Annotated in this window: 19 protein-coding genes and 3 pseudogenes; 10 read left to right on the top strand and 12 right to left on the bottom strand. The window is 59.1% G+C overall.

What is annotated here, in order from left to right:
• Positions 1 to 87: 87 nt before the first annotated feature.
• Entirely contained in the window at positions 88 to 612 is a 525-nt protein-coding gene (locus tag XH88_RS27640; RefSeq protein WP_128948544.1) for a MarR family winged helix-turn-helix transcriptional regulator, read from the bottom strand.
• Positions 613 to 766: 154 nt separating this feature from the next.
• On the bottom strand, positions 767 to 1,009 hold the full coding sequence (locus XH88_RS27635; protein ID WP_271671391.1) for a cold-shock protein: 243 nt from the start codon (positions 1,007 to 1,009) through the stop codon (positions 767 to 769).
• Between the two features lie 157 nt (positions 1,010 to 1,166).
• Between XH88_RS27635 and XH88_RS27630 the strand changes: the two are divergent.
• The 3 pseudogenes from XH88_RS27630 to XH88_RS27620 all read left to right on the top strand — a co-directional run.
• A pseudogene (locus XH88_RS27630) lies at positions 1,167 to 1,913 on the top strand (IS256 family transposase); the annotation flags it as partial.
• Between the two features lie 71 nt (positions 1,914 to 1,984).
• A pseudogene (locus XH88_RS27625) lies at positions 1,985 to 3,345 on the top strand (transposase).
• Between the two features lie 67 nt (positions 3,346 to 3,412).
• Positions 3,413 to 3,871 (top strand): annotated as a pseudogene (locus XH88_RS27620) (transposase); the annotation flags it as partial.
• 209 nt (positions 3,872 to 4,080) lie between these two features.
• Here the strand turns inward: XH88_RS27620 and XH88_RS27615 are convergent.
• Together XH88_RS27615 and XH88_RS27610 are read right to left on the bottom strand one after the other, a co-directional pair.
• Positions 4,081 to 4,488 (bottom strand): hypothetical protein, encoded by a 408-nt coding sequence (locus tag XH88_RS27615; RefSeq protein WP_271671390.1) that lies wholly within the window; start codon positions 4,486 to 4,488, stop codon positions 4,081 to 4,083.
• A gap of 224 nt (positions 4,489 to 4,712) precedes the next feature.
• Entirely contained in the window at positions 4,713 to 5,099 is a 387-nt protein-coding gene (locus tag XH88_RS27610) for a hypothetical protein (RefSeq protein WP_271671389.1), read from the bottom strand.
• A 110-nt stretch (positions 5,100 to 5,209) separates the two neighbouring features.
• On the opposite strand from XH88_RS27610, the gene XH88_RS27605 reads away from it, so the two are divergent.
• A complete protein-coding gene (locus XH88_RS27605) occupies positions 5,210 to 5,368 on the top strand; it encodes a hypothetical protein (protein WP_271671388.1) in 159 nt (52 codons plus the stop codon).
• Positions 5,369 to 5,782: 414 nt separating this feature from the next.
• Here XH88_RS27605 and XH88_RS27600 read toward each other — a convergent pair whose 3' ends face one another.
• Both XH88_RS27600 and XH88_RS27595 read right to left on the bottom strand, forming a co-directional pair.
• Entirely contained in the window at positions 5,783 to 6,007 is a 225-nt protein-coding gene (locus tag XH88_RS27600; RefSeq protein ID WP_128948547.1) for a hypothetical protein, read from the bottom strand.
• A gap of 11 nt (positions 6,008 to 6,018) precedes the next feature.
• Positions 6,019 to 6,741, bottom strand: coding sequence for a hypothetical protein (locus XH88_RS27595; RefSeq protein WP_271671387.1), 723 nt, complete (start codon positions 6,739 to 6,741; stop codon positions 6,019 to 6,021).
• A gap of 254 nt (positions 6,742 to 6,995) precedes the next feature.
• Between XH88_RS27595 and XH88_RS27590 the strand changes: the two genes are divergently transcribed.
• The 4 genes from XH88_RS27590 (at position 6,996) to XH88_RS39295 (ending at position 8,828) form a co-directional block, all read left to right on the top strand.
• On the top strand, positions 6,996 to 7,298 hold the full coding sequence (locus tag XH88_RS27590; protein WP_128948548.1) for a hypothetical protein: 303 nt from the start codon (positions 6,996 to 6,998) through the stop codon (positions 7,296 to 7,298).
• 72 nt (positions 7,299 to 7,370) lie between these two features.
• On the top strand, positions 7,371 to 7,952 hold the full coding sequence (locus XH88_RS27585) for a DUF6088 family protein (RefSeq protein ID WP_442868480.1): 582 nt from the start codon (positions 7,371 to 7,373) through the stop codon (positions 7,950 to 7,952).
• A 52-nt stretch (positions 7,953 to 8,004) separates the two neighbouring features.
• A complete protein-coding gene (locus tag XH88_RS27580) occupies positions 8,005 to 8,676 on the top strand; it encodes a nucleotidyl transferase AbiEii/AbiGii toxin family protein (protein WP_442868479.1) in 672 nt (223 codons plus the stop codon).
• Positions 8,673 to 8,828 (top strand): hypothetical protein, encoded by a 156-nt coding sequence (locus XH88_RS39295; protein WP_442868478.1) that lies wholly within the window; start codon positions 8,673 to 8,675, stop codon positions 8,826 to 8,828. The genes XH88_RS27580 and XH88_RS39295 overlap by 4 nt, the downstream gene beginning before the upstream one ends.
• A 280-nt stretch (positions 8,829 to 9,108) precedes the next feature.
• Here the strand turns inward: XH88_RS39295 and XH88_RS27575 are convergent, their stop codons facing one another.
• Positions 9,109 to 9,321 (bottom strand): hypothetical protein, encoded by a 213-nt coding sequence (locus tag XH88_RS27575; protein WP_271671385.1) that lies wholly within the window; start codon positions 9,319 to 9,321, stop codon positions 9,109 to 9,111.
• Positions 9,322 to 10,470: 1,149 nt separating this feature from the next.
• Positions 10,471 to 11,202 carry a hypothetical protein gene (locus XH88_RS27570; RefSeq protein ID WP_271671384.1) on the bottom strand — a complete coding sequence of 244 codons (732 nt, stop codon included), beginning with the start codon at positions 11,200 to 11,202 and terminating at the stop codon, positions 10,471 to 10,473.
• 24 nt (positions 11,203 to 11,226) lie between these two features.
• On the opposite strand from XH88_RS27570, the gene XH88_RS27565 reads away from it, so the two are divergent.
• Positions 11,227 to 11,457 (top strand): hypothetical protein, encoded by a 231-nt coding sequence (locus XH88_RS27565; protein WP_271671383.1) that lies wholly within the window; start codon positions 11,227 to 11,229, stop codon positions 11,455 to 11,457.
• A gap of 316 nt (positions 11,458 to 11,773) precedes the next feature.
• Here XH88_RS27565 and XH88_RS27560 read toward each other — a convergent pair whose 3' ends face one another.
• The 4 genes from XH88_RS27560 to XH88_RS27545 all read right to left on the bottom strand — a co-directional run bounded on the left by XH88_RS27560 (position 11,774) and on the right by XH88_RS27545 (position 16,507).
• Positions 11,774 to 12,727, bottom strand: a complete 954-nt coding sequence (locus tag XH88_RS27560) for a DUF3616 domain-containing protein (RefSeq protein WP_271671382.1) — start codon at positions 12,725 to 12,727, stop codon at positions 11,774 to 11,776.
• Positions 12,728 to 12,854: 127 nt separating this feature from the next.
• Positions 12,855 to 13,673: a S1/P1 nuclease gene (locus tag XH88_RS27555; protein ID WP_271671381.1), complete on the bottom strand. Its 819-nt coding sequence runs from the start codon at positions 13,671 to 13,673 to the stop codon at positions 12,855 to 12,857.
• Positions 13,670 to 14,446 (bottom strand): hypothetical protein, encoded by a 777-nt coding sequence (locus XH88_RS27550; protein ID WP_271671380.1) that lies wholly within the window; start codon positions 14,444 to 14,446, stop codon positions 13,670 to 13,672. The genes XH88_RS27555 and XH88_RS27550 overlap by 4 nt, the downstream gene beginning before the upstream one ends.
• A 60-nt stretch (positions 14,447 to 14,506) precedes the next feature.
• The gene (locus XH88_RS27545; RefSeq protein WP_271671379.1) at positions 14,507 to 16,507 is read right to left on the bottom strand and encodes a DNA/RNA non-specific endonuclease; all 2,001 of its coding nucleotides are present in this window, start codon (positions 16,505 to 16,507) and stop codon (positions 14,507 to 14,509) included.
• A 354-nt stretch (positions 16,508 to 16,861) separates the two neighbouring features.
• Here XH88_RS27545 and XH88_RS27540 point away from each other — a divergent pair, with 354 nt between their 5' ends.
• On the top strand, positions 16,862 to 17,485 hold the full coding sequence (locus XH88_RS27540) for a hypothetical protein (RefSeq protein ID WP_271671378.1): 624 nt from the start codon (positions 16,862 to 16,864) through the stop codon (positions 17,483 to 17,485).
• The last annotated feature ends 102 nt before the right edge of the window (positions 17,486 to 17,587 follow it).

Below are 17,587 nucleotides of genomic sequence, written 5' to 3'. Positions count from 1 at the left end.
GCGGGGCGACACTGTTCGAAAGGGATCTGCTGGCTCAGATGGTCTCTCGGAAGATAGCAGAAGGCCCGCGTTCTTCCCAGTACTGTCTCAATCTGTCTCAGAGTCCAGCGCAGCGTGCAGCCGAGCCTTCTCCAACCGAGACCTGAGTCCACTCAAACAGGCCGCCAGTTTGGCGAACTCCTGAATGCTGAGATAATCAAAGACGAACTGCTCAAGCTCCTCCTGCTGCCTTGCAATGCTCGCAAGGCTCTTGCGAGCGATGTCCGTGAGCGACAAAAGGACATACCTGGCATCATTCATGTCAGATTTCCGGCGCACGAACCGCTTACTCTCGAGCTCCTTCGATTGCTTGGTGATGAAACCCGACTCAACTCTCATCAGCCTGGCGACGGCATTGACGGGAACACCATGCTCTTCTTCTAGCTCCGTGAGAGCCATCAAGATCATCATTTGCGGACCAGTAATGCCAAGCGCATTCGCGTGGTAGGACCGAAGATCGTCAAGACATATGTCGATTGATCTGATCTCCCACGTAAAACGCCTGAGTAGATCCTGGCTGACGCGCGGCTCCTTCCGGGAGCGTGTTGCTAATGCAGGCAGCTTGGGTGGCATCTGATCTCAGGAGCTCCATCCTCAAAATATTGCTTGCTTGCTGGCTGGGCTCAGCAAAGAGGACCGATCCTCGCTGATCACTTTGACGCCCAAAGCGCCCGATCAATCAGGCGCCACAGCCAGACCATTCGTTCCGGTTCGATTTATGAGGATATCACCCAGGGCCGGCTTCGAGTGTACCACGCAAATTCGCAAAATCGTTGCGATTAAATCCGTCAAAAACTCGATGGTCTCCGCCGTATTTATGTCCAGCGCCGCCCTTATGCGCATTTGAGCTGCAATGCAGCGCGAGAACGTGAGCAGCGAGGCACCAAGCGGCTTCGGCTTCGCCATCATCGGGCTTGATAAATCCATAACCCTTTGTCGCGCTGAAGCACTTCACAATACCGGTTGCCACGGTCGTGTCCCCAGTGATGGTGTAGTTCGGTAGAGCAAAGCCGTCCGCCCGCGCGCCCTCAAATAGCGCCGTAGCGGGTGGACGGCTTTGCGGTGGTCACCGGCAATTCGCCGGTAGGGTCGGGTTGCTGACACCAACCTGATTCGAGGAACCACCGATGACCGACGAGATGATGAACCTTCGCGCGCTTGTGGAGAAGGCCCCCGACGCCGACCTGCTGCGCGAGATGATTGGCTTTGCCGCCCAGCGGCTGATGGAGTTGGAGGTCGCCGGGCTGACCGGCGCGGCCTACGGCGAGAAGAACGCCGAGCGCCTGGCCCAGCGCAACGGCTACCGCGATCGGAGCTGGGAGACGCGCGCCGGGGTCGTCGAGCTGCGCATTCCCAAGCTGCGCAAGGGAAGCTACTTCCCGGGTTTCCTGGAGCCGCGCCGGATGGCCGAGAAGGCGCTGACCGCCGTGATCCAGGAAGCTTATGTGCAGGGCGTCTCGACCCGCTCGGTCGACGACCTCGTGCAGGCGATGGGCATGAGCGGGATCTCCAAGAGCCAGGTGAGCCGGCTGTGCGGTGAGATCGACGACAAAGTGAAGGCCTTCCTCGCCCGCCCGATCGAGGGCGACTGGCTGTATCTGTGGATCGACGCCACCTACGTGAAGGTGCGCCAGCAGGGGCGCATCGTCTCGGTCGCGGTGATCGTCGCAGTGGGTGTCAACAGCGATGGCCGGCGCGAGATCCTGGGCATGGATATCGGCCCCTCCGAGGCCGAGACGTTCTGGACCGCGTTCTTGCGCAAGCTCGCCCGCCGCGGGCTGCGCGGCGTCAAGCTCGTGATCTCCGATGCGCATGAGGGCATCAAGGCCGCCGTCAGTAAGGTGCTCAATACCGCTTGGCAGCGCTGCCGCGTGGGGTCGTTGAAAAAGCTGCAATTGGCTGATTCCGTTCTCATCGGCGATTCGCGATCGGCGGAGCAAACGAGATGCTGGGGCGCAAGGAGCGGGATCAGTTGGAGCTCTTCATCACTGGCACGCTCAGACAGCTCGTCCCAGATGAGCACGTGCTGGCGCGGGTCGATCGCGTGCTCGACGTATCTTGGCTAAGGGAAGAGGTTTCCGACTGCTATTGCCCGAACGATGGTCGGCCAGGCATCGATCCGGAGGCCGCGGTCCGCCTGATGCTCGCGGGTCTGCTCACCGGCATCGTACACGATCGCAAGTTGATCCGGGAGGCTCAGGTTAACATCGCCATTCGCTGGTTTGCTGGTTATGGCCTGCATGAGCAGCTACCACACCATTCCAGCCTGACGCGCATCCGCCAGCGCTGGGGCGAAGAGCGATTCCGTAGGATCTTTAAACGCACGGTCCAAGCCTGTCTGAAGGCCAAGATCGCAACAGCCGAAGTGGTTCACATCGATGCGTCGCTAATCCGCGCCAACGTGAGTTGGGACAGCCTCACCGAGCAGCATGTGGTGGATGTGCTGAGCGAAAATCAAAGCGAAGATGAGAGAAAGGCCCGGCAAAGCGGGAAGTACAAAAAGGTCTGCACGACTGATCCCGATGCGACAATGGCTACGAATGCCCGAAACCGGCGGCTGGAACCCGCTTATAAGCAGCACACTGCCGTCGATGACAAGGTCGGTGTCATTCTGGATGTCGCGGTCACGACTGGACAAACGAACGAAGGAGAGATGATCGAGCCGCAAGTCGATGAGGTTGAAGCGATTACGGGCATCGACATAAAGGTGGTCACCGCCGATGCGGGCTATGCCTACGCTAAAGTCTACGGCGCGCTCGAGCGGCGCGGCATTGATGCCCTCATCCCAGCTAAAGCGGAACCAATCAAGAGTCGCGTACCGCTCAGACGCTTCCGGTACGATGCCAAGAACGACATCTTGAAGTGCCCGCGAGGGCGTATCTTGCGCCCCGCTCGGCCCATCAAGCACGGCCGTTTCTTTTACTCGAAGGCGAAGGATTGCACCCGGTGTCCGCTCAAGGGCGATTGCCTATCCAAAGGGCGGGTTAACAAAGCGGTCGTTGTCGGTGACCATTATCCGGCACTGCTGCGTGCCCGCCGCCGTCGCGAGCGATGGACTAAGCAGGATCGACATCTCTATCAACGCCATCGCTGGCGCTCGGAGGGCTTCCACGGCGAAGCCAAAACTTGGCATGGGCTGGCGCGCGCCATACGGCGCGGTCTACCGAATATGAAGATCCAGGCCTACCTCACGGCCGCCGCCATTAACTCAAGCGGCTGGCAACCGCTCTCCTTGCGCTTATTCTGTCTTGGATTGTCCCTCAGAATGCGTTTGCGGCTTCAGATCGGTCGTGGCGCGAGCTTTGACGCGGGGGCCAGGATAGCCCGTCGCTGCATCGCGCCGAAATCTATTGGCCACTTCTTCAACGACCCCCGCGTCCACTTCATGCGCAACGTCCTGGCCGATGCCGGCAAGAGCGGAAGACGCGTCCTCTCCGCCTTCATCGCCACCGCCTTTGCCCAGGACGATGCCGAAGCGGCCAAGGCTCAGTGGCGCAAGGTCGCCGACCAGCTCCGTCCCAAACTGCCAAAGCTGGCCGCCTTCATGGATGACGCCGAGCCCGACGTGCTCGCCTATATGAGCTTCCCGCCTCAGCACCGTGCCAAGCTGCATTCGACCAATCCGATCGAGCGCCTCAACGGTGAGATCAAGCGGCGGACCGAGGTGGTCGGCATCTTCCCAAACGAGGACGCCATTGTTCGCCTCGTCGGTGCGATCCTGCTCGAACAGAACGACGAATGGGCCGTCCAGCGCGCCCGCTACATGACGCTGGAAACCATCGCTCCCTTGAGCGATGATCCCATCGTCGGCTTGCCCGCCGTGGCAGGCTGATGCCTTCCGACCCGCCGGAAAATTGGCGGTGGCCTGCTGTCAGTTACACCACGCCACGGGGCACGATCGGTTGCCACTACAATGTCCCCGTCTCAAACAACCGCGATCTAAGTATGGCTTCGAGGCATCAGGCCCGTGCGCGGGGGGGCAATGTTGCTCCGGCACGATATGGAGCAACATTGTCGCCGGGCGTGAGCTTTACGGAGAAGCTAGGTGGAACGCCCATCGCGCGCCCTCAGCCGCTTTCGGCGGAGGTGCCGGCGACTGGCACTGTGACCTTGTCGGCCCGGCGCAAGCGCGGGAAGCTTACTTGCAAGGGGGTTCTCAGCCATGCCTTCGAGCGTTCGCTCCTGAGAGTCAGGTACGCTCTTCTGTTCCAGAAGAGCAAGAAAGGCCCGGCCTTTGTCGGTTATGATCCATTGTCCGGGTTCTCGCGTAACCAGCCCTTGTCCGAAAATATTGAGATCCAGCGCCCGCGCCGCCAATCGCTTCGTACGATCCGTCCACTCCGGACCGCTGGTGTAGAACACCGCCAGGTACTCCTTCAGGACGGCAAGGCTCGCCCGGCCCTCCGGTTGGCCGGCGAGAATCTTAAGTATCGAGATCTGAAAACTCACCTTCTCCAACCAAGCGCGGTAGCACCAAAACCGCAAATCTTAGCGGCACCTGCCGGACCCCGCGCTCGACTTTAGAACAAGAATTTCAAAACAAATGCTGATGCGGATACGGCAGATTGGGGCGCGAGTTTAGACCGTCCTTGTCGAGCTGGGGAGGCCCTTTAAAGGAAATAGAGAAGCCCAGCGACGGCACCCCAGAAAATTATGCCGGCGAACGCCATGTCTTAGCCGCCTGAGCGCCCAAGCCGCTGCGCTGTGCCGATTTCATCGATCGCGTCCGCCAGCCCTTCTAGGAACACTTGGTGCCACGCATCATCGTCGGGCAGCTCCCACTCGGGAAGGCCGGCGACGTATCTGGTCAGAGCGATAGCGCCCGCGATCGTGGTTGGCTTTGAACGGATGAGCACATTTGCATGCTCCGAGAGAGCCAGGTTCCTTTGGCCGCTGATCTCGTCGGCGGCAAAAAAGTCGGCAACATCCTCGAGCTTGGCTGAAACCGACGCCGCCGCATCGTGGTGCGCGGACAGCTCGCGATGACGCTCGATCACTACGAAGATCGGATCCCGATCTTCTGCAGCAGCCGACTCGGTGGAAATTTCTCGCGATGGCAATGATTGGCCCCGGGCAAATAGCGGGCCGACGCTAGCATAGTGTCCGCGGCGATTATCAGCGTAAGGGAGCTTTCTTCCGCTGTCTTTCTGCTCAATCCGCTAGCCAAATCATGGGTTTGATCGACTCCGCGGAGGCAAGGCTTCTCTTTACCAAAGTTCTGGAACTGACCGCCGAGATGCTCGGCTTAACCGACGCACTCAAGGAGGCCGCTCACGAACGTTCGCATCTCGTCGGACGGATCACCACCCATCACGTTTCTTTACTCTGAAGCTGCTCTAAAAGAGCCTGCAAAGCCAAAAGAACCTGTTAAGATGTCGAGGCCAAAACCTGCTAGGAGCAACAGTAATGCAATCCACCGACCTGCTCCCCCGCTCCCAAGCCAAAGGGAATTGTCGCTCCGCGGACACGGGCCAACGGAAAGCCTAATGGATCTGCTGCAGGCAGAGCTGGCTGGTCGGCTTCTTGTTCCGCCGAAAGTGTTTTTGCCTCCTCAAGGCAAAGAAAGAGGTCCGCCGGCGGCTCCCACGCGACGCAGCCGAAGATAATCGCGGTTTCAATTGATCTTGGAAGCCCGACCCTAGCGTCCGGCTTTTCTAATAGCCGGCTCGAGCGGTCTCTGGCTGCCTCGGTTTGTGCGGTTTGCGCTAACACACCTCGTTCGACCTGAGGGGCGGGATTTTTCTCAGTGACCGTCAATCTCGCGCATGAGGGCCACCTGCCGTATGACAGTGTGAAGAAACCGCATCTCGTCGTCGGTCACGCGCCGGTTGAAGTAGAAGCAAAGCATCTTCTCGTTTTCGGCATCGCGGCCGGCGGCAGGGCAGCGCAGCGGCTCCTGCTTCGCGCCGCTGACAAGCCGCAGTGCGGGCCGCGAGTGTGGTGCCTCGGTCTTGGGGGTGTCTGGCACGGGACGGGCTCTCAACGAGTGGGCGAAGCTACTGGCGGGTTTTTGGGCAGGCGGCAGGCGCGCTTCTCCGCATCCACAGCGATCGCGGAGAGCGCTTCGTTCTGATCAATGAGCAGAGAGATCGCCTTCGTCGACCAGTCCTCGTAGGTCAGCGTGCCGGAGTTCCACAAGAAGACAAGCGCGCGGGCGACCGCGTTATGGCGCGATAGTTCCTGCAGTTTGCGTTTAAGCTCGGCGTTCATTTGCTCGGGCATGATCTTCTCTTCGTCGAGGTCGTGTCGGTGGTTATCGGGCGACGCTAAGCTCGAGGAGCGCAATGCCTCGAGCCTGTTGCCGCCATCGCGCCAGTGGTCCCGATCTTTCGTGATGTCGCGCTCGGCCCGATCGCGGACACGGGGGCTTTTAACATCGCAACCAGTGCGATAATCGGCGCCGATCGGCCACCTTCTGCCGTCTTTCTGCTTGATCAGCAGAGGGTTAACAAACCCAGGCGCGAGTAGAGTGGAGGCGACTGCGACATCCATGATGCAGCTGCCCGGCGAGCGGCGGCAATAGTTAGCGTCATCGCCGACAAGGTCTTTAGCACCGTCGCGAATATGGCGGACCCCGAACGTGCGCTTTCCGGCGAAATGATCCGCAACTAGGACGAAAAACGGCGCGCTTTCTATGCGATCCTCCGTCTCGATCCCCTCCAGGATCAAGCGGCTGCGAGGTCCGGTTGGATTCGCCTCCATTGCCGGGCCTCGCTTCCGCCCAGTAGCGGAAGAGCTAGTCTCTGGCTGTTCAGCCGGCGCCAGGCCTCATTGTCGGGGTCTATGTGCGAGACCGCCAACCGTCCAACCGATTTGGAAGCCGGCGCGGGGCTTCCTCAAGCATATCGGCTAAATCGCGCCGTTGCCCGCCCGGAACAGTCACCGCCGAACGTATGGCGCCGCAACAGCGAGGCGGCTACAAGCGGCAGATGATCAACCGATGCGCATAACGGGAATTGATCAAGTGCTACGATTGCGGCGGTAGTATCTCGTTTTCAGCCATTGCCTGGCCGCACTGCGGGTCGCGTGAGCCAGCCGGGCCTTATACGCAAAGCTCAAGAGAGCGGCGCCAACACCGGATCGAAGAGAAAAACGATCAGACCCTGATCGGTGTGGCGGCAATGTGCTCAGGTATGGGCGCCTTGTACGGCGCGGTGACGGCCGGCGCACTCAGCGCCTTCGGCTACGGCCTGCTCGGCGCCATCATCGGCGTGCCGACGGGTTTCATCGTCAATGTCAGCCGGCGCCTACTTGGGTGACGCTCTGGACTTCGTATAAGCGAGCGGTCGAAGACGGTTTGTTGCAAACCTAACTGAGGCGCGTTTTCTGCGATGATTTCAAGCCCGAATTTGGGCGCTGGCGATCCCGGCAGGACGAAAGCCGTTGCCGAGCGCATTTTGAACCAGGTGAACACGCTCCCGGAAGGCGCTTTGATCAGCGCCAAGGAATTCCTGCATCTGGGTAGCCGGGCGGCCGTCGACCAGGCCCTGAAGCGGCTTCAGGAAAAGAAGCAGTTGATGCGCATCACCCGCGGCGTCTATGTGCGCCCTGTGGAAACGCGGTTCGGCATGCGCGCGCCTGCGCCGGAGAAAGTGGTCGCCAACCTCGCGACTTCGCATGCAGAGACCGTCGTCAGCCATGGCGCAGCGGCCGCGAACGCGCTCGGCCTGACAACGCAGGTGCCGACCAAGCTAGTCTACCTGACCTCTGGGCGCAGCCGCCGTCTTAATCTCGGCGCGCAGGTGGTTGAGATGAAGCATGCACCGCAGTGGATGCTCCTGCCATCGCATCGGGCGGCAGGGGAAGCTGTGCGGGCGCTGGAGTGGATCGGGCAGCGCGGGGCGCCCGAAGCCCTGAAGACTTTGAAACGGACGCTTCCACCCTCAACGGTGGCAGAGCTGGTTGCGGTTTGACCGGCACTTCCCTCGTGGATGTCTGAATCCATCAGCCAGGTGTTCAAAGCCCATGCCGGATAACTACCTGACGCTCTCCCGCGAGGAGCGCCTCGAAGCGCTCGGCGCCGCCGCGACGCTGTCGGGACGACGTGTCCATCTCCTGGAAAAAGACATCTGGGTCGTCTGGGCCATCGACGGGCTGTTCAAATCCGAGTTCGGCGAGCATCTTGTCTTCAAGGGCGGCACGTCGCTTTCGAAGGGATACGACGTCATCGAGCGCTTTTCGGAAGATATCGACGTCACCTATGACATTCGCCAGATCATTCCCGAAAAAGCGGGCGAAGACCCAATCCCGAAAACCAACAGCCAGGCGGGGATCAACGAAAAGCTTGCGACCTGGGTCAAGGAGAAGGCGCTCGCCGTTATCGAGAAACACATCAAGGATACTGGGGTGGATGCCACCGCGATCCTCGATGGCGCCGTGCATGTCTATTGCCTTAAGCCAGATGCGCAGCGGCATCGCAGTCGATCGGTTTCTGCTCCGAGGAGGGCAATCAGCAGGACCGCTACTCGCGCCACTGGCATGACCTCGTACGGCTGGACGATGAGGGCTACGCCCAAGCCGCCTTCGATGACCGGGATCTTGCCAACGCGGTCGCTGCCCACAAGTCGAAGTTCTTCCGTGCAAAGGACAGCGAAGGCAATCCGATTGATTATGCGAAAGCGGTCTCGGGCGGATTGAAGCTCATTCCCGATGCCGAAGCGCTTAAGGTGCTTGAAGCCGATTACAAGAAAATGGCGGATGACGGCGTACTGTTGGATGACGCCGAGCCGTTCGAAAAATTGATCAAGCGTTGCCGGGAGCTTGAACGCTGGGCGAACGGTGGGGTGTAGCGAGAAGCGATCTTTACGGTAGTGGCGGCTGCACTCTCCGATTCTAGCCAGGCGTACTCACGACATCCGCGAAATCCGTCACCGAATTTGCGATGTCTCCTCAAAGGTGCTCGGTCCATCGCTTGATCTTGACGTCAACCCGCACCATCAGGTCACCTTCGAAATCAGGTTGCGCCGTTAGGGACACGCTGACGAACCCAGGTTCGCCAGCGGGAGCGAGGGGGAGCTGCCAGACTTCATATCCAGTAACACCCGACTTGCTGCCTTTCGGCACTTGGGCTCAGAGCTCCACCGTGCCGCGAGCTCCGGCGCTACGCGCTCCTCGAAGTCCACTGTCCATACCTGCGCGGAGAAACGCCGCCATCACCGATTCCGAGGCCTTGAGGTTGCGGATCGTGTCTTTGCTTTCGGTCACGATTGCGCGCTCGCGCGTGCGGTCCGTAAGCGGATTGCCGGTTGTGGGAGGCGTTCCAATGTCCAGGCGATCAGCCATTGCGGCCACCATTCTGGAAATGGATCGGCACCCTCACCACCAACGGCGAAGCGCATCAATGGGCAGGGTGAGTGGTTTCGTTTGGGCAATCCATGTTGCCGCATCGATAAGCAAATTGGGCACCATGATTTCCATGTCGGGCCATCTGCGAATGAGCGGCGCATGATCGTTGGCGAGTTCTTCCTTGAGAATCTGGGCGGGCCAAGCACAAGCGTCGTTATGTCGGGTTGCGGGTATCCCTGATCAACGACAACGCGAGCGATGCATTTCCCGCCGCACAGGATATCGAGAGGCGGCTGACCAGTTCTTGAAGGAATAGGAGATCATCACCGAGGGGCAGAGGAGCCCCAAGTGGGTGCAAGGTTATCGTGACCGCTTGCGGCTGCACCTGCTGCCGTTCTTCGGCAGCATGGCTCATTCCCAAATCACCCCAGGCAAGGCGCAGGAGTATCAGGTTCACCGTATACAGACGTCGCCGACGGGCAAGGCGCCTGCCCCGAAGCACTCTCCATGATGAGATTGTAACGCCGCGGCAGGTGCTGAAGACCGCCATCCGCCACGAATGGCTGGCGTACCCTCCTGACTTTTCTCCGCCGTAAGTCCCAGGGCAAGGTGGTGCACCGGCCGTGGTTCAGTCCCGAGGAATACAAGTCGTTGTTCGAGAAAACGCGGGAGCCGCGAAGCAGGCGCAACCGCAGCACAAGTGGTCCTCCGAACAACTACACGACTACCTCGGCAATACGGGCTTGCGTCCGGACGAGGCCAAGAATCTCCAGCATCGCGACGTCATGATCGTGGAGGAGGGGCCCTCGTGGACCGAGGATCCTGGAAATCGAGGTTCGCGGGAAGCGAGGCGTCGGCTATTGCAAGAGCACGCCGTGGCGGTCTTTCCGTATGAGCGACTGCTCAACCGTCCCAAGTACGTGCCGCAGGGACGAGCCAAAGAGCGCAATCGTAAGAAGAATCCCCGATAGGTATTGCCGCCGGAGTTTCCCAAGCCCACTGATCGCGCATTTCCGGGCAACCACATCGGGCAATTCAATCGCTTGCTGGAAAACAGCGAGTTGAAGCTCGACCGAGATGGCAAGCCACGTACCGCTTACAGCTCGCGCCATACAAACGACAGGAGTCCGAACGCGTTCCAAATTTTCAGCCGGCCTTAGGTTTCGGAAAGTCTTTCCGTTCACAATCCTTCAACGCCCGACTATCTTGCTTGCACCACCATGTTGTCAGTGGCACCCCAAGATCCGTGAGAGCCACGGACGCTTCGGCGCTTGCCGAAGCGCAATCATCGTCGCACACAAGAATGGCGCCTGGCAGCTTGCGGCTTCCAGAGACATCCGAAAATGACTTTGCGTCGGCAAGGCTTCTGCTAACCGCTACCGGCCATCGATAGGAAGCTTCAATCGCGATGACATGGTTGCCGCCGACGCAGTCAGCTTTGCTTCTGTCGGAGACTGCCATGTCTGGGATCTTTCCTTCGCAGTATTTGCCCCGCCACTCGCCAGGCTCATCTCGTGGCACCATGGTCTTAAGAAGTGCGACCTGACTGTCGGTAAGGCTGAGCGACAGCGGTGGCTGGACGAGGCCATACTTATCGTAATATGTGAACTGACAGTGCTTGGGCTGAACCGATGAAAACATCCCATTCACTGGATAGGTTTGCGCATGTGTAAGGCGACCGAAGAACGATACGGTTGACCGTGTAGGCACCTCGGGAAACGCCTTTGTGCCTCTCTGCACATCGTGGAAGTTGAAGGTGTATATTTCGCGCTCGTTCGACCGGGTTTCGCCAGCGCAAGCAAAATTGGACAGAATCGAAGCCACGGAAAAGCCGCTGTTGACCAATTGTCCTCTCAGCAGGCTTTCGTAGTTCGCCACGCGATCCACTCGGTTGGAGGCGGCTTGATCGTCAAGGCCGACGTTTACGATATCGCGATTGAAGACGTGAACAGTAACGGCGGCGCGATCTCGCTGCAGCCAGCCCAGGACCGTGCCGACGGCTGGATAAAAAAAGGCAGTGATCAAGGCCGCTATTGCCGCTGGCATCCCGACCCAATCACGAAAGGTCTTCGCGGCAGTGCCCAGCGCAGAAAAAGCCTTTTTGCGCGGGGTGATTACGGCGATGTCGGATAGGCATTCCGGACACTTCCTGGCTTGGCCTGGAATCTTCCGTTCGCATCTCGGGCAATGTTTCGTTATCATTCGAATCCTCGCGACGTCACTGCATTGGTTGTTGTAGATCGCTTGCACTCGCGTCCTGCACTCCCCTCACATGAGATCGCGCCATATGCCAATCGCTCGGATCGACGACGAGGGCGAGCTAGTCGGGCAGCGCAGCTCGTTTGTGGATGCGATCGCTTCTACCGTTCTGACGAAGGTCGCCGTTGGAGCGATCTGGGGTCCTCACGTGGATCTCCTATCTCGATCACCGGCGATGCTTTGACGAACCTTAGAGCTTGAAGATGTCAGCTCGACAGCGTGCTCCCCTGATACGACAATCGTCATTGCCGACGTCATACACGACGAGCAATTCGCCATCCTTGAAGCAAATGCCTTCGGGCGCCACGGAGCCGTTCGGCCAGCAATAGACCCGCCTCGGGCGCTGAATCCGCTTTGTCATGCGCCGGCTCCACTGGTAAAGCCGGAAGGGCCCATGCGCGGCTGTGACCGGCCCGGCCAAGACGAAGATCGTCTCACCCCGAACTGTCAAGTCACGAACGCCCAAGCCGTGGAGGTCGAGAAAATGAAGGATTGGAGGCCGCGCGCTCACCTTGTTGACACCCGTCAGGGACAGTTCGGCTACGAGCGCGATACTATCGACGACAGGGCCTCTTAGGCCGATGAAGAGCCGGTTCTTGCCGATAGCAAGGCCCTCAATATCCAGCCCGTTCTCCTTGCTAGGCAGGCCGACAAATGGGCGGATGAAGGGGTCGCCAGCTAACCGCTCCCTCAGGCTTTTCCGGCCCGTCAGCGGCACTGCATAACTACGAGGCCGTTCATTGAGGAGCGAGTCGACAGCGACGCGTCCGAGTAATCTTCGGCTCTTGCGCTCGCGCAACTCCGGATCGACCATGGTGGCCTTTGACTTGCGCGCTTGCTTGCGCACGATGCAATGCGAACCACAGAGCCACAGTTCGCCGTCCCGAAAGTCGAGCGATTCGAGGTCGATCTCGTCACCATCTTTCTTGCCAGGAAGATGATCGAATATCTCGTCGAGCCCGAACTGACGCAACAGCCGAAACCCTCCTCGATGAGGTTCGAGACATTCGACCGTGCGGCCTTCGTCTGAAGCCGTCCAAAGGTAGGGATCCGCCCAAACGATCGCGGAGATATTGCGGACGAGCGCAGCATCCTCGCCAGCAGCTTGATAATCAAGCCAAACCGATCGTCGCTTGATGGCCATCTTCTGACTTCGCCGCAAGGTATGTCAATACGTGCTCAAGTCGCGTTCAGGGTCCTGCGAGCACATCCTCTAGGATAGCCTTCAGGCGCGATGCGCTTTTCATCATTTGATCGTTGAGATCGTCTTTTCACGGCGCAGCCGCAGCGTAAGCATCGCCGAGCTCCACGGCATGTGCCGGATCGTTAGCCGCCGGCGTTCCTGCCGGCAACAGCTGGTAAGCCTTAATTCCGAGTGCATGCGTGTCATTGGCCCAAGCCGCAATGCGAGCCTCGTCATAAGGGCCACCTTCGGCTGGGGGAAGCGCGATACCGTCCAGCGCGTCAGCATAGCTCCCCCATGAATAAGCTTGTAACTCGATAAGAGAGTCGTCCCACATGCTGTGAAACGAGGATGACCGACGGTAGCTTTTTCCATCTTGCCGCTTAGCCTGAAGTGAGACGAAAAGCGTGTTACCTCCGCCGTCGTCCCCGTTGCAGCTCGCATGAAGAGGTTGACCCAAATCACCAATCAGGTGAACTACGAGGCGTAGCGCGTCCCGACGCTCGCGGATCGGTTTGGTTCTGTCCTTGAGGGTAGCGATCGCGATCGGCAGGCCCTTGGCGATACAATTGCCCTGGTTGTTCTTTTCTGGACAATCGGCCTCGCCGTAAGCGGGGTGCGAGATATCGATGTCAACAAAATGCCAGCGATAGGTGCCTTTACCTTGCTCAGTGAATTTATAATCGTCCGCCCAGTTGGAGATCGAGGCGAGCGAAGTTTCGCCTATCAACTCCTTCAAGGCCGCGAGCGTCCTCGAATTAAGATGGCGTTGCGCGAGCTCGGCAATGACGGAGTGACCAAGCTGCCCCCATGCCCACGCCGAACTCGGCCAAATTGCCCCCATAACGAGCGCGAAAAGAGCATATCTGCAAGTTTGCTTGCGTCTCGTTACCCCGGCTGCGGTCATGGACGACATACTCCTGCATTGCCGGGCACGACCGGCGTTTCGTAAAGGCCGGGTGCGGCAGGTTGCCCGTCGAACATGATGCCCATCTGACCGGCAAGACCGGAATTGGCGTTGACCTCGCGGCGCTTCTGGTTGATGGCCCGCACAATATTCCATTCGTCGTGAGAGCCATAGCTGAAGGTCACCGACGCACGGAGCCCGTAGTAGTCCCGAAAAGCGCGGCGGCCGACCGCCTTCAATTTCTCGTCTGTCTTGGCGGCCTCGTCATAATAGCTCTCCAGACGTTCAAGGTCGCCCGCCCCCGTGAGTCCGAAATGGCGAGCGTAGTCAGAGGGACCGACAAAATAGACAAAATCGAGTTCGCTGAGCCCGTCCGGTCCTTCCAGGACTTTGGTCCACATCAGCATGTAGTCGGCACCTGTCGCTCCTGCAGGAAGCGCGAACTCCGCGGCGCCAGGATTCAGTACCCACGCCGCGCTTGCACCGAGCCGGGCTTCGATGCGGGCTTTCGTCTCGACGGCAGTTTTGGCGTTCTCGTTGAACCATCCGCCTCCCAGCGTAGACAGCGGGATGCTGAGATAGCCTACGGCCCTGCCCTTTGCTTTTTCCGCAGCAAGCAGTTTGCGGATAGTGTCGACGTTCTTTTCGACGGCTTCGCTCAGGCCGCGGTCCACGCAATAACAGAAGCCGTTGGCAGTGCACTGGGTGAGCTTTTCGGCCTGGACGCTACCCAAGGTGCAGATCAAAATAAGTAGGACCAAGGCAGCTTTCATTGAAGCTCTCCTCTCAGATCCAATGGGATGCAAGCCCGTCCGTGAATGACCGGGCGCGAGCTAGGCGAAGTATTCTTCTTTGGAGAACAGCGGTTTGACCGACATGACCACGTCGCCAACGCCCTGGGCTCGCACGAAAGCTACCTCGCGGTCCTTCAAGGCTCGCGGAAAGACTACACCTGTCTTCTCCTGGAGATCACGAAGTGTGATCCGCGCCCACAGCCATTCGTCGAAGTCGAGTGCTTCCGGACGAACTAACCCCTCGATTAGGTTGGCCTGCGTCAGGACGAACGCGAACACCTTCTCTTTGCCGTCCGCGTCATCAACATAGGCAACGACTTTCCAGAACTCGCGCGGGAGATAACAGTCCTCACCGAGCTGAACGAATTTCTTGTCCTTGTTTGAAAACACCGGACCGCCCATCACAGAGACCCGCAGCCTATGTGGCGCTTCCGAATCGAACACCGTGTTCTCCAGCCGGCCCCAGAGCCCACCGTCCGGATCGCCGCTGGTATCGTCGCTCTGGTTGAACGCCTTATGCTGCGGTGTAATGTTTGTGTAGAAGAAGCTATCGTAGTTACCCTGCTTTGCCTCCTCAAGGCTTCCCCAGCAAAGATCGGCCCGGCGCGCAATATGCCCCTTATCGAGCACATTGTCATAATAGATGTCGTTCGTGAGCTGGTAGTCCTCGAGATCGCCACGCCGATCGGTACGGAAACTCACGCGTTTGATCCGTTTGAATTCGGCGCCATCGATGTTCCAGGCCACGCAAGCGGGATATTTCCGCCGCTTGCTCAGCCAGACTGAGAAGTGGCAGTACCGGAGCTCTTCATCGCCATCGAGCTTTGCCAGGTCGCGTTTTAGGCTTGGCGTGAACTTCGGTGGTTCAATCTGGAACGGCAGGAAACTGGGATCAAAGCCTTGCCGAAACTCTTCAATCCCTTCCGGCGCGGCGATCTCAGCCTTGACTGCGCCGATTGGCTCGATCTCCAGCTTATTCATCACGGAGCGAGCAAGGCAGGCCAACGCAAACTCAGCCGTTCCGCCATCATCGTCGTCGCCGGCGAAGTGAAGACCTAGCATGACGTCTGTCGGTTTGCCCTTCGAGTCAACAGCCATCCAGATCGAGCCGGAATCTCGCCCGCGACTAATCTCATTGTCCGGTGCCGGCTTCTTGGGGTCCGGGCCGATTTCAAAACCCCCAATGATGGCGGTCTGGCCGCCGGGATAGGTCATCCTCGTGTTGACCTCAAGCCGCGTGACAATTCCGAAAGTCACGCCGGAGGTCCGTCCGCTCTTGACCACCCGGTCGTCCAGCTGAGGCTCACCAATCTCGCTGAAGGACGTGCCGAGCCCGATGATCTTGTTAGAAAATTTCCGTCCTGTGATGGATGCGATCGCGCAATCACCGGCGGGACCAAGATGGCTGCGCAACAGCTTGCCGATCCGATTAAGCTCGACTCGATTATCGTCGAATTTACCCGGTTGCACGACGTCGTCGCCGAGCCTCCCTTGGGATCCCTGCATCACATGCCAGTTCGACAGCATGACGGTGCGCTTGGTCTGCTTGTCGCGCACAAAAGTCCCGAGCGTTCCGGCTGTCGTGAAGAGGTTGCCCAAGCTCACGCCAGGAAGAACGGGGTCAGCTCGGACACGGCGCTCGTTCTTTGGCTCTAGACCGAGCTTCTTAAAGCTCGGCGCGTACTTTCGCTCGATGACATCCGTTGGAATTTGCTCGCCGTCGACCTCCAGATATTTGGGGATCGGCTTGGTTCCGAGCTGCGGCAGCGCTTCAGCAACGGCTTTCGCTTGGACCGAGAACTGGATCGCCAATTCCGGCGTCTTCTCGCCCTTAGTTTGCTTGTAGCCGATTCCGACGCTCGTAATGTTGGGATCACTCAGAAAGCCTTCGGCGCGGGCGCGAACATAACGTCGAAGCTTTTCGAGCTTCTTCTCGGGAATGCCCCCGGCCGACTTGCTGCCCTTAGTTTTGTTCGTCGCTTGCTTCTTGGCGGCCTTGCCACGCGGAGATTGCTTCGTCCGCAACGTTTTCTTCGCCATTCTGAAAATCCCTCAAGAAATGACAGAGCATGCGCAGTGCAAGTTGATGCAACAAAAAATCTCGACGGAATCCGGTCCTGGCGGCGCAAGACATTCCAGCCCATCACCGGAGCCGACCAACGGCAAAATATCGAGTGCCAGTATAGATTGATATTTTCTGGTATGTCTACCGGCCTAATTGTCTCAGCGACGGTGGATCGGACGTGTAACGTAAGCCGATGCCTGGGGAGACGCCCTGTCCGCTGGTCGACGGCCCTGACGGAGCTTGGCGAGAAGGTTCGGCTTGAAATGCCGGCGCGGATTCAACTCAGGGCGAAGCGGCCTATACCCGAACGCTCCTATACGAGCAATCCAATGATGGTAAGCCCCAACGCGCCGCTTGAAATATCCGGCACTGTCAGCGCCAGCAGCGTCTACACCTCCGGAACATTCCGGGTCGGCGGCACCGGAAGCGAAACCTGCGCAGGCCTCTCAGACTACGGCAAGAACCGCTACAACCCGGTCACCGGCCACATGCAGGTCTGCGTCCCGCGCCAAGACACGCCCGTGCGGCAACGCATGAAGCGACAATGCCTCTACGAAATCCGCCAGGGCCTGAACCGCAAAAATCCGCCATCTCACCCAACGAAACTTTGCAAATACGTCGCCCGCATCGGCGCCTCGTACTATCGCAGAAGCCGCTGCAAACCCTTCACCCGCCCCGAGCAGCGGATTAGTACACCGATGGCACGGCTTCATCAGGTGATCAGACAAAAGCTAAGGGAGACAAGACACGTCACCCGATGTTCTTGCATGACATTTAATTTTATTTGTATGATGTCCATCGGAATAATATTTCTTGTCTACCGCGACTATCTCGGTCTCACTATCTTCGCCAACCTCTTCGCCGACGAGGAAGGTGAGGGCCAGCCTGATCTGGTCCCGTCCCAGCCGTCGCAACGGCGACTGACCCGATGCAAAAATGCCTCGCCCCGTTAGTCCGGGCGAGCATTACCTTGCGCAGGAGCCGGCCGCGATCTTGCGGCAGCGTCGTACCACGACCATGCGAGCTTCGCAGGATGGACGCACTGATTCCGTCAA

Source organism: Bradyrhizobium sp. CCBAU 51627, from assembly GCF_028128765.1.
Taxonomy (GTDB): Bacteria; Pseudomonadota; Alphaproteobacteria; order Rhizobiales; family Xanthobacteraceae; genus Bradyrhizobium.
The sequence above is the reverse complement of the archived record's forward strand: the minus strand, read 5'-3'. Positions and strand labels throughout refer to the sequence as shown.

Excerpts from the sequence above, each read along its gene's own strand:
- XH88_RS27640 (WP_128948544.1), bottom strand. The coding sequence starts at position 612 with ATGCCACCCAAGCTGCCTGCATTAGCAACACGCTCCCGGAAGGAGCCG.
- XH88_RS27605 (WP_271671388.1), top strand. The coding sequence starts at position 5,210 with ATGGGTTTGATCGACTCCGCGGAGGCAAGGCTTCTCTTTACCAAAGTT.
- XH88_RS27595 (WP_271671387.1), bottom strand. The coding sequence starts at position 6,741 with ATGGAGGCGAATCCAACCGGACCTCGCAGCCGCTTGATCCTGGAGGGG.
- XH88_RS27585 (WP_442868480.1), top strand. The coding sequence starts at position 7,371 with ATGATTTCAAGCCCGAATTTGGGCGCTGGCGATCCCGGCAGGACGAAA.
- XH88_RS27580 (WP_442868479.1), top strand. The coding sequence starts at position 8,005 with ATGCCGGATAACTACCTGACGCTCTCCCGCGAGGAGCGCCTCGAAGCG.
- XH88_RS27575 (WP_271671385.1), bottom strand. The coding sequence starts at position 9,321 with ATGGCTGATCGCCTGGACATTGGAACGCCTCCCACAACCGGCAATCCG.
- XH88_RS27560 (WP_271671382.1), bottom strand. The coding sequence starts at position 12,727 with ATGGCCATCAAGCGACGATCGGTTTGGCTTGATTATCAAGCTGCTGGC.
- XH88_RS27555 (WP_271671381.1), bottom strand. The coding sequence starts at position 13,673 with ATGACCGCAGCCGGGGTAACGAGACGCAAGCAAACTTGCAGATATGCT.
- XH88_RS27550 (WP_271671380.1), bottom strand. The coding sequence starts at position 14,446 with ATGAAAGCTGCCTTGGTCCTACTTATTTTGATCTGCACCTTGGGTAGC.
- XH88_RS27545 (WP_271671379.1), bottom strand. The coding sequence starts at position 16,507 with ATGGCGAAGAAAACGTTGCGGACGAAGCAATCTCCGCGTGGCAAGGCC.
- XH88_RS27540 (WP_271671378.1), top strand. The coding sequence starts at position 16,862 with ATGATGGTAAGCCCCAACGCGCCGCTTGAAATATCCGGCACTGTCAGC.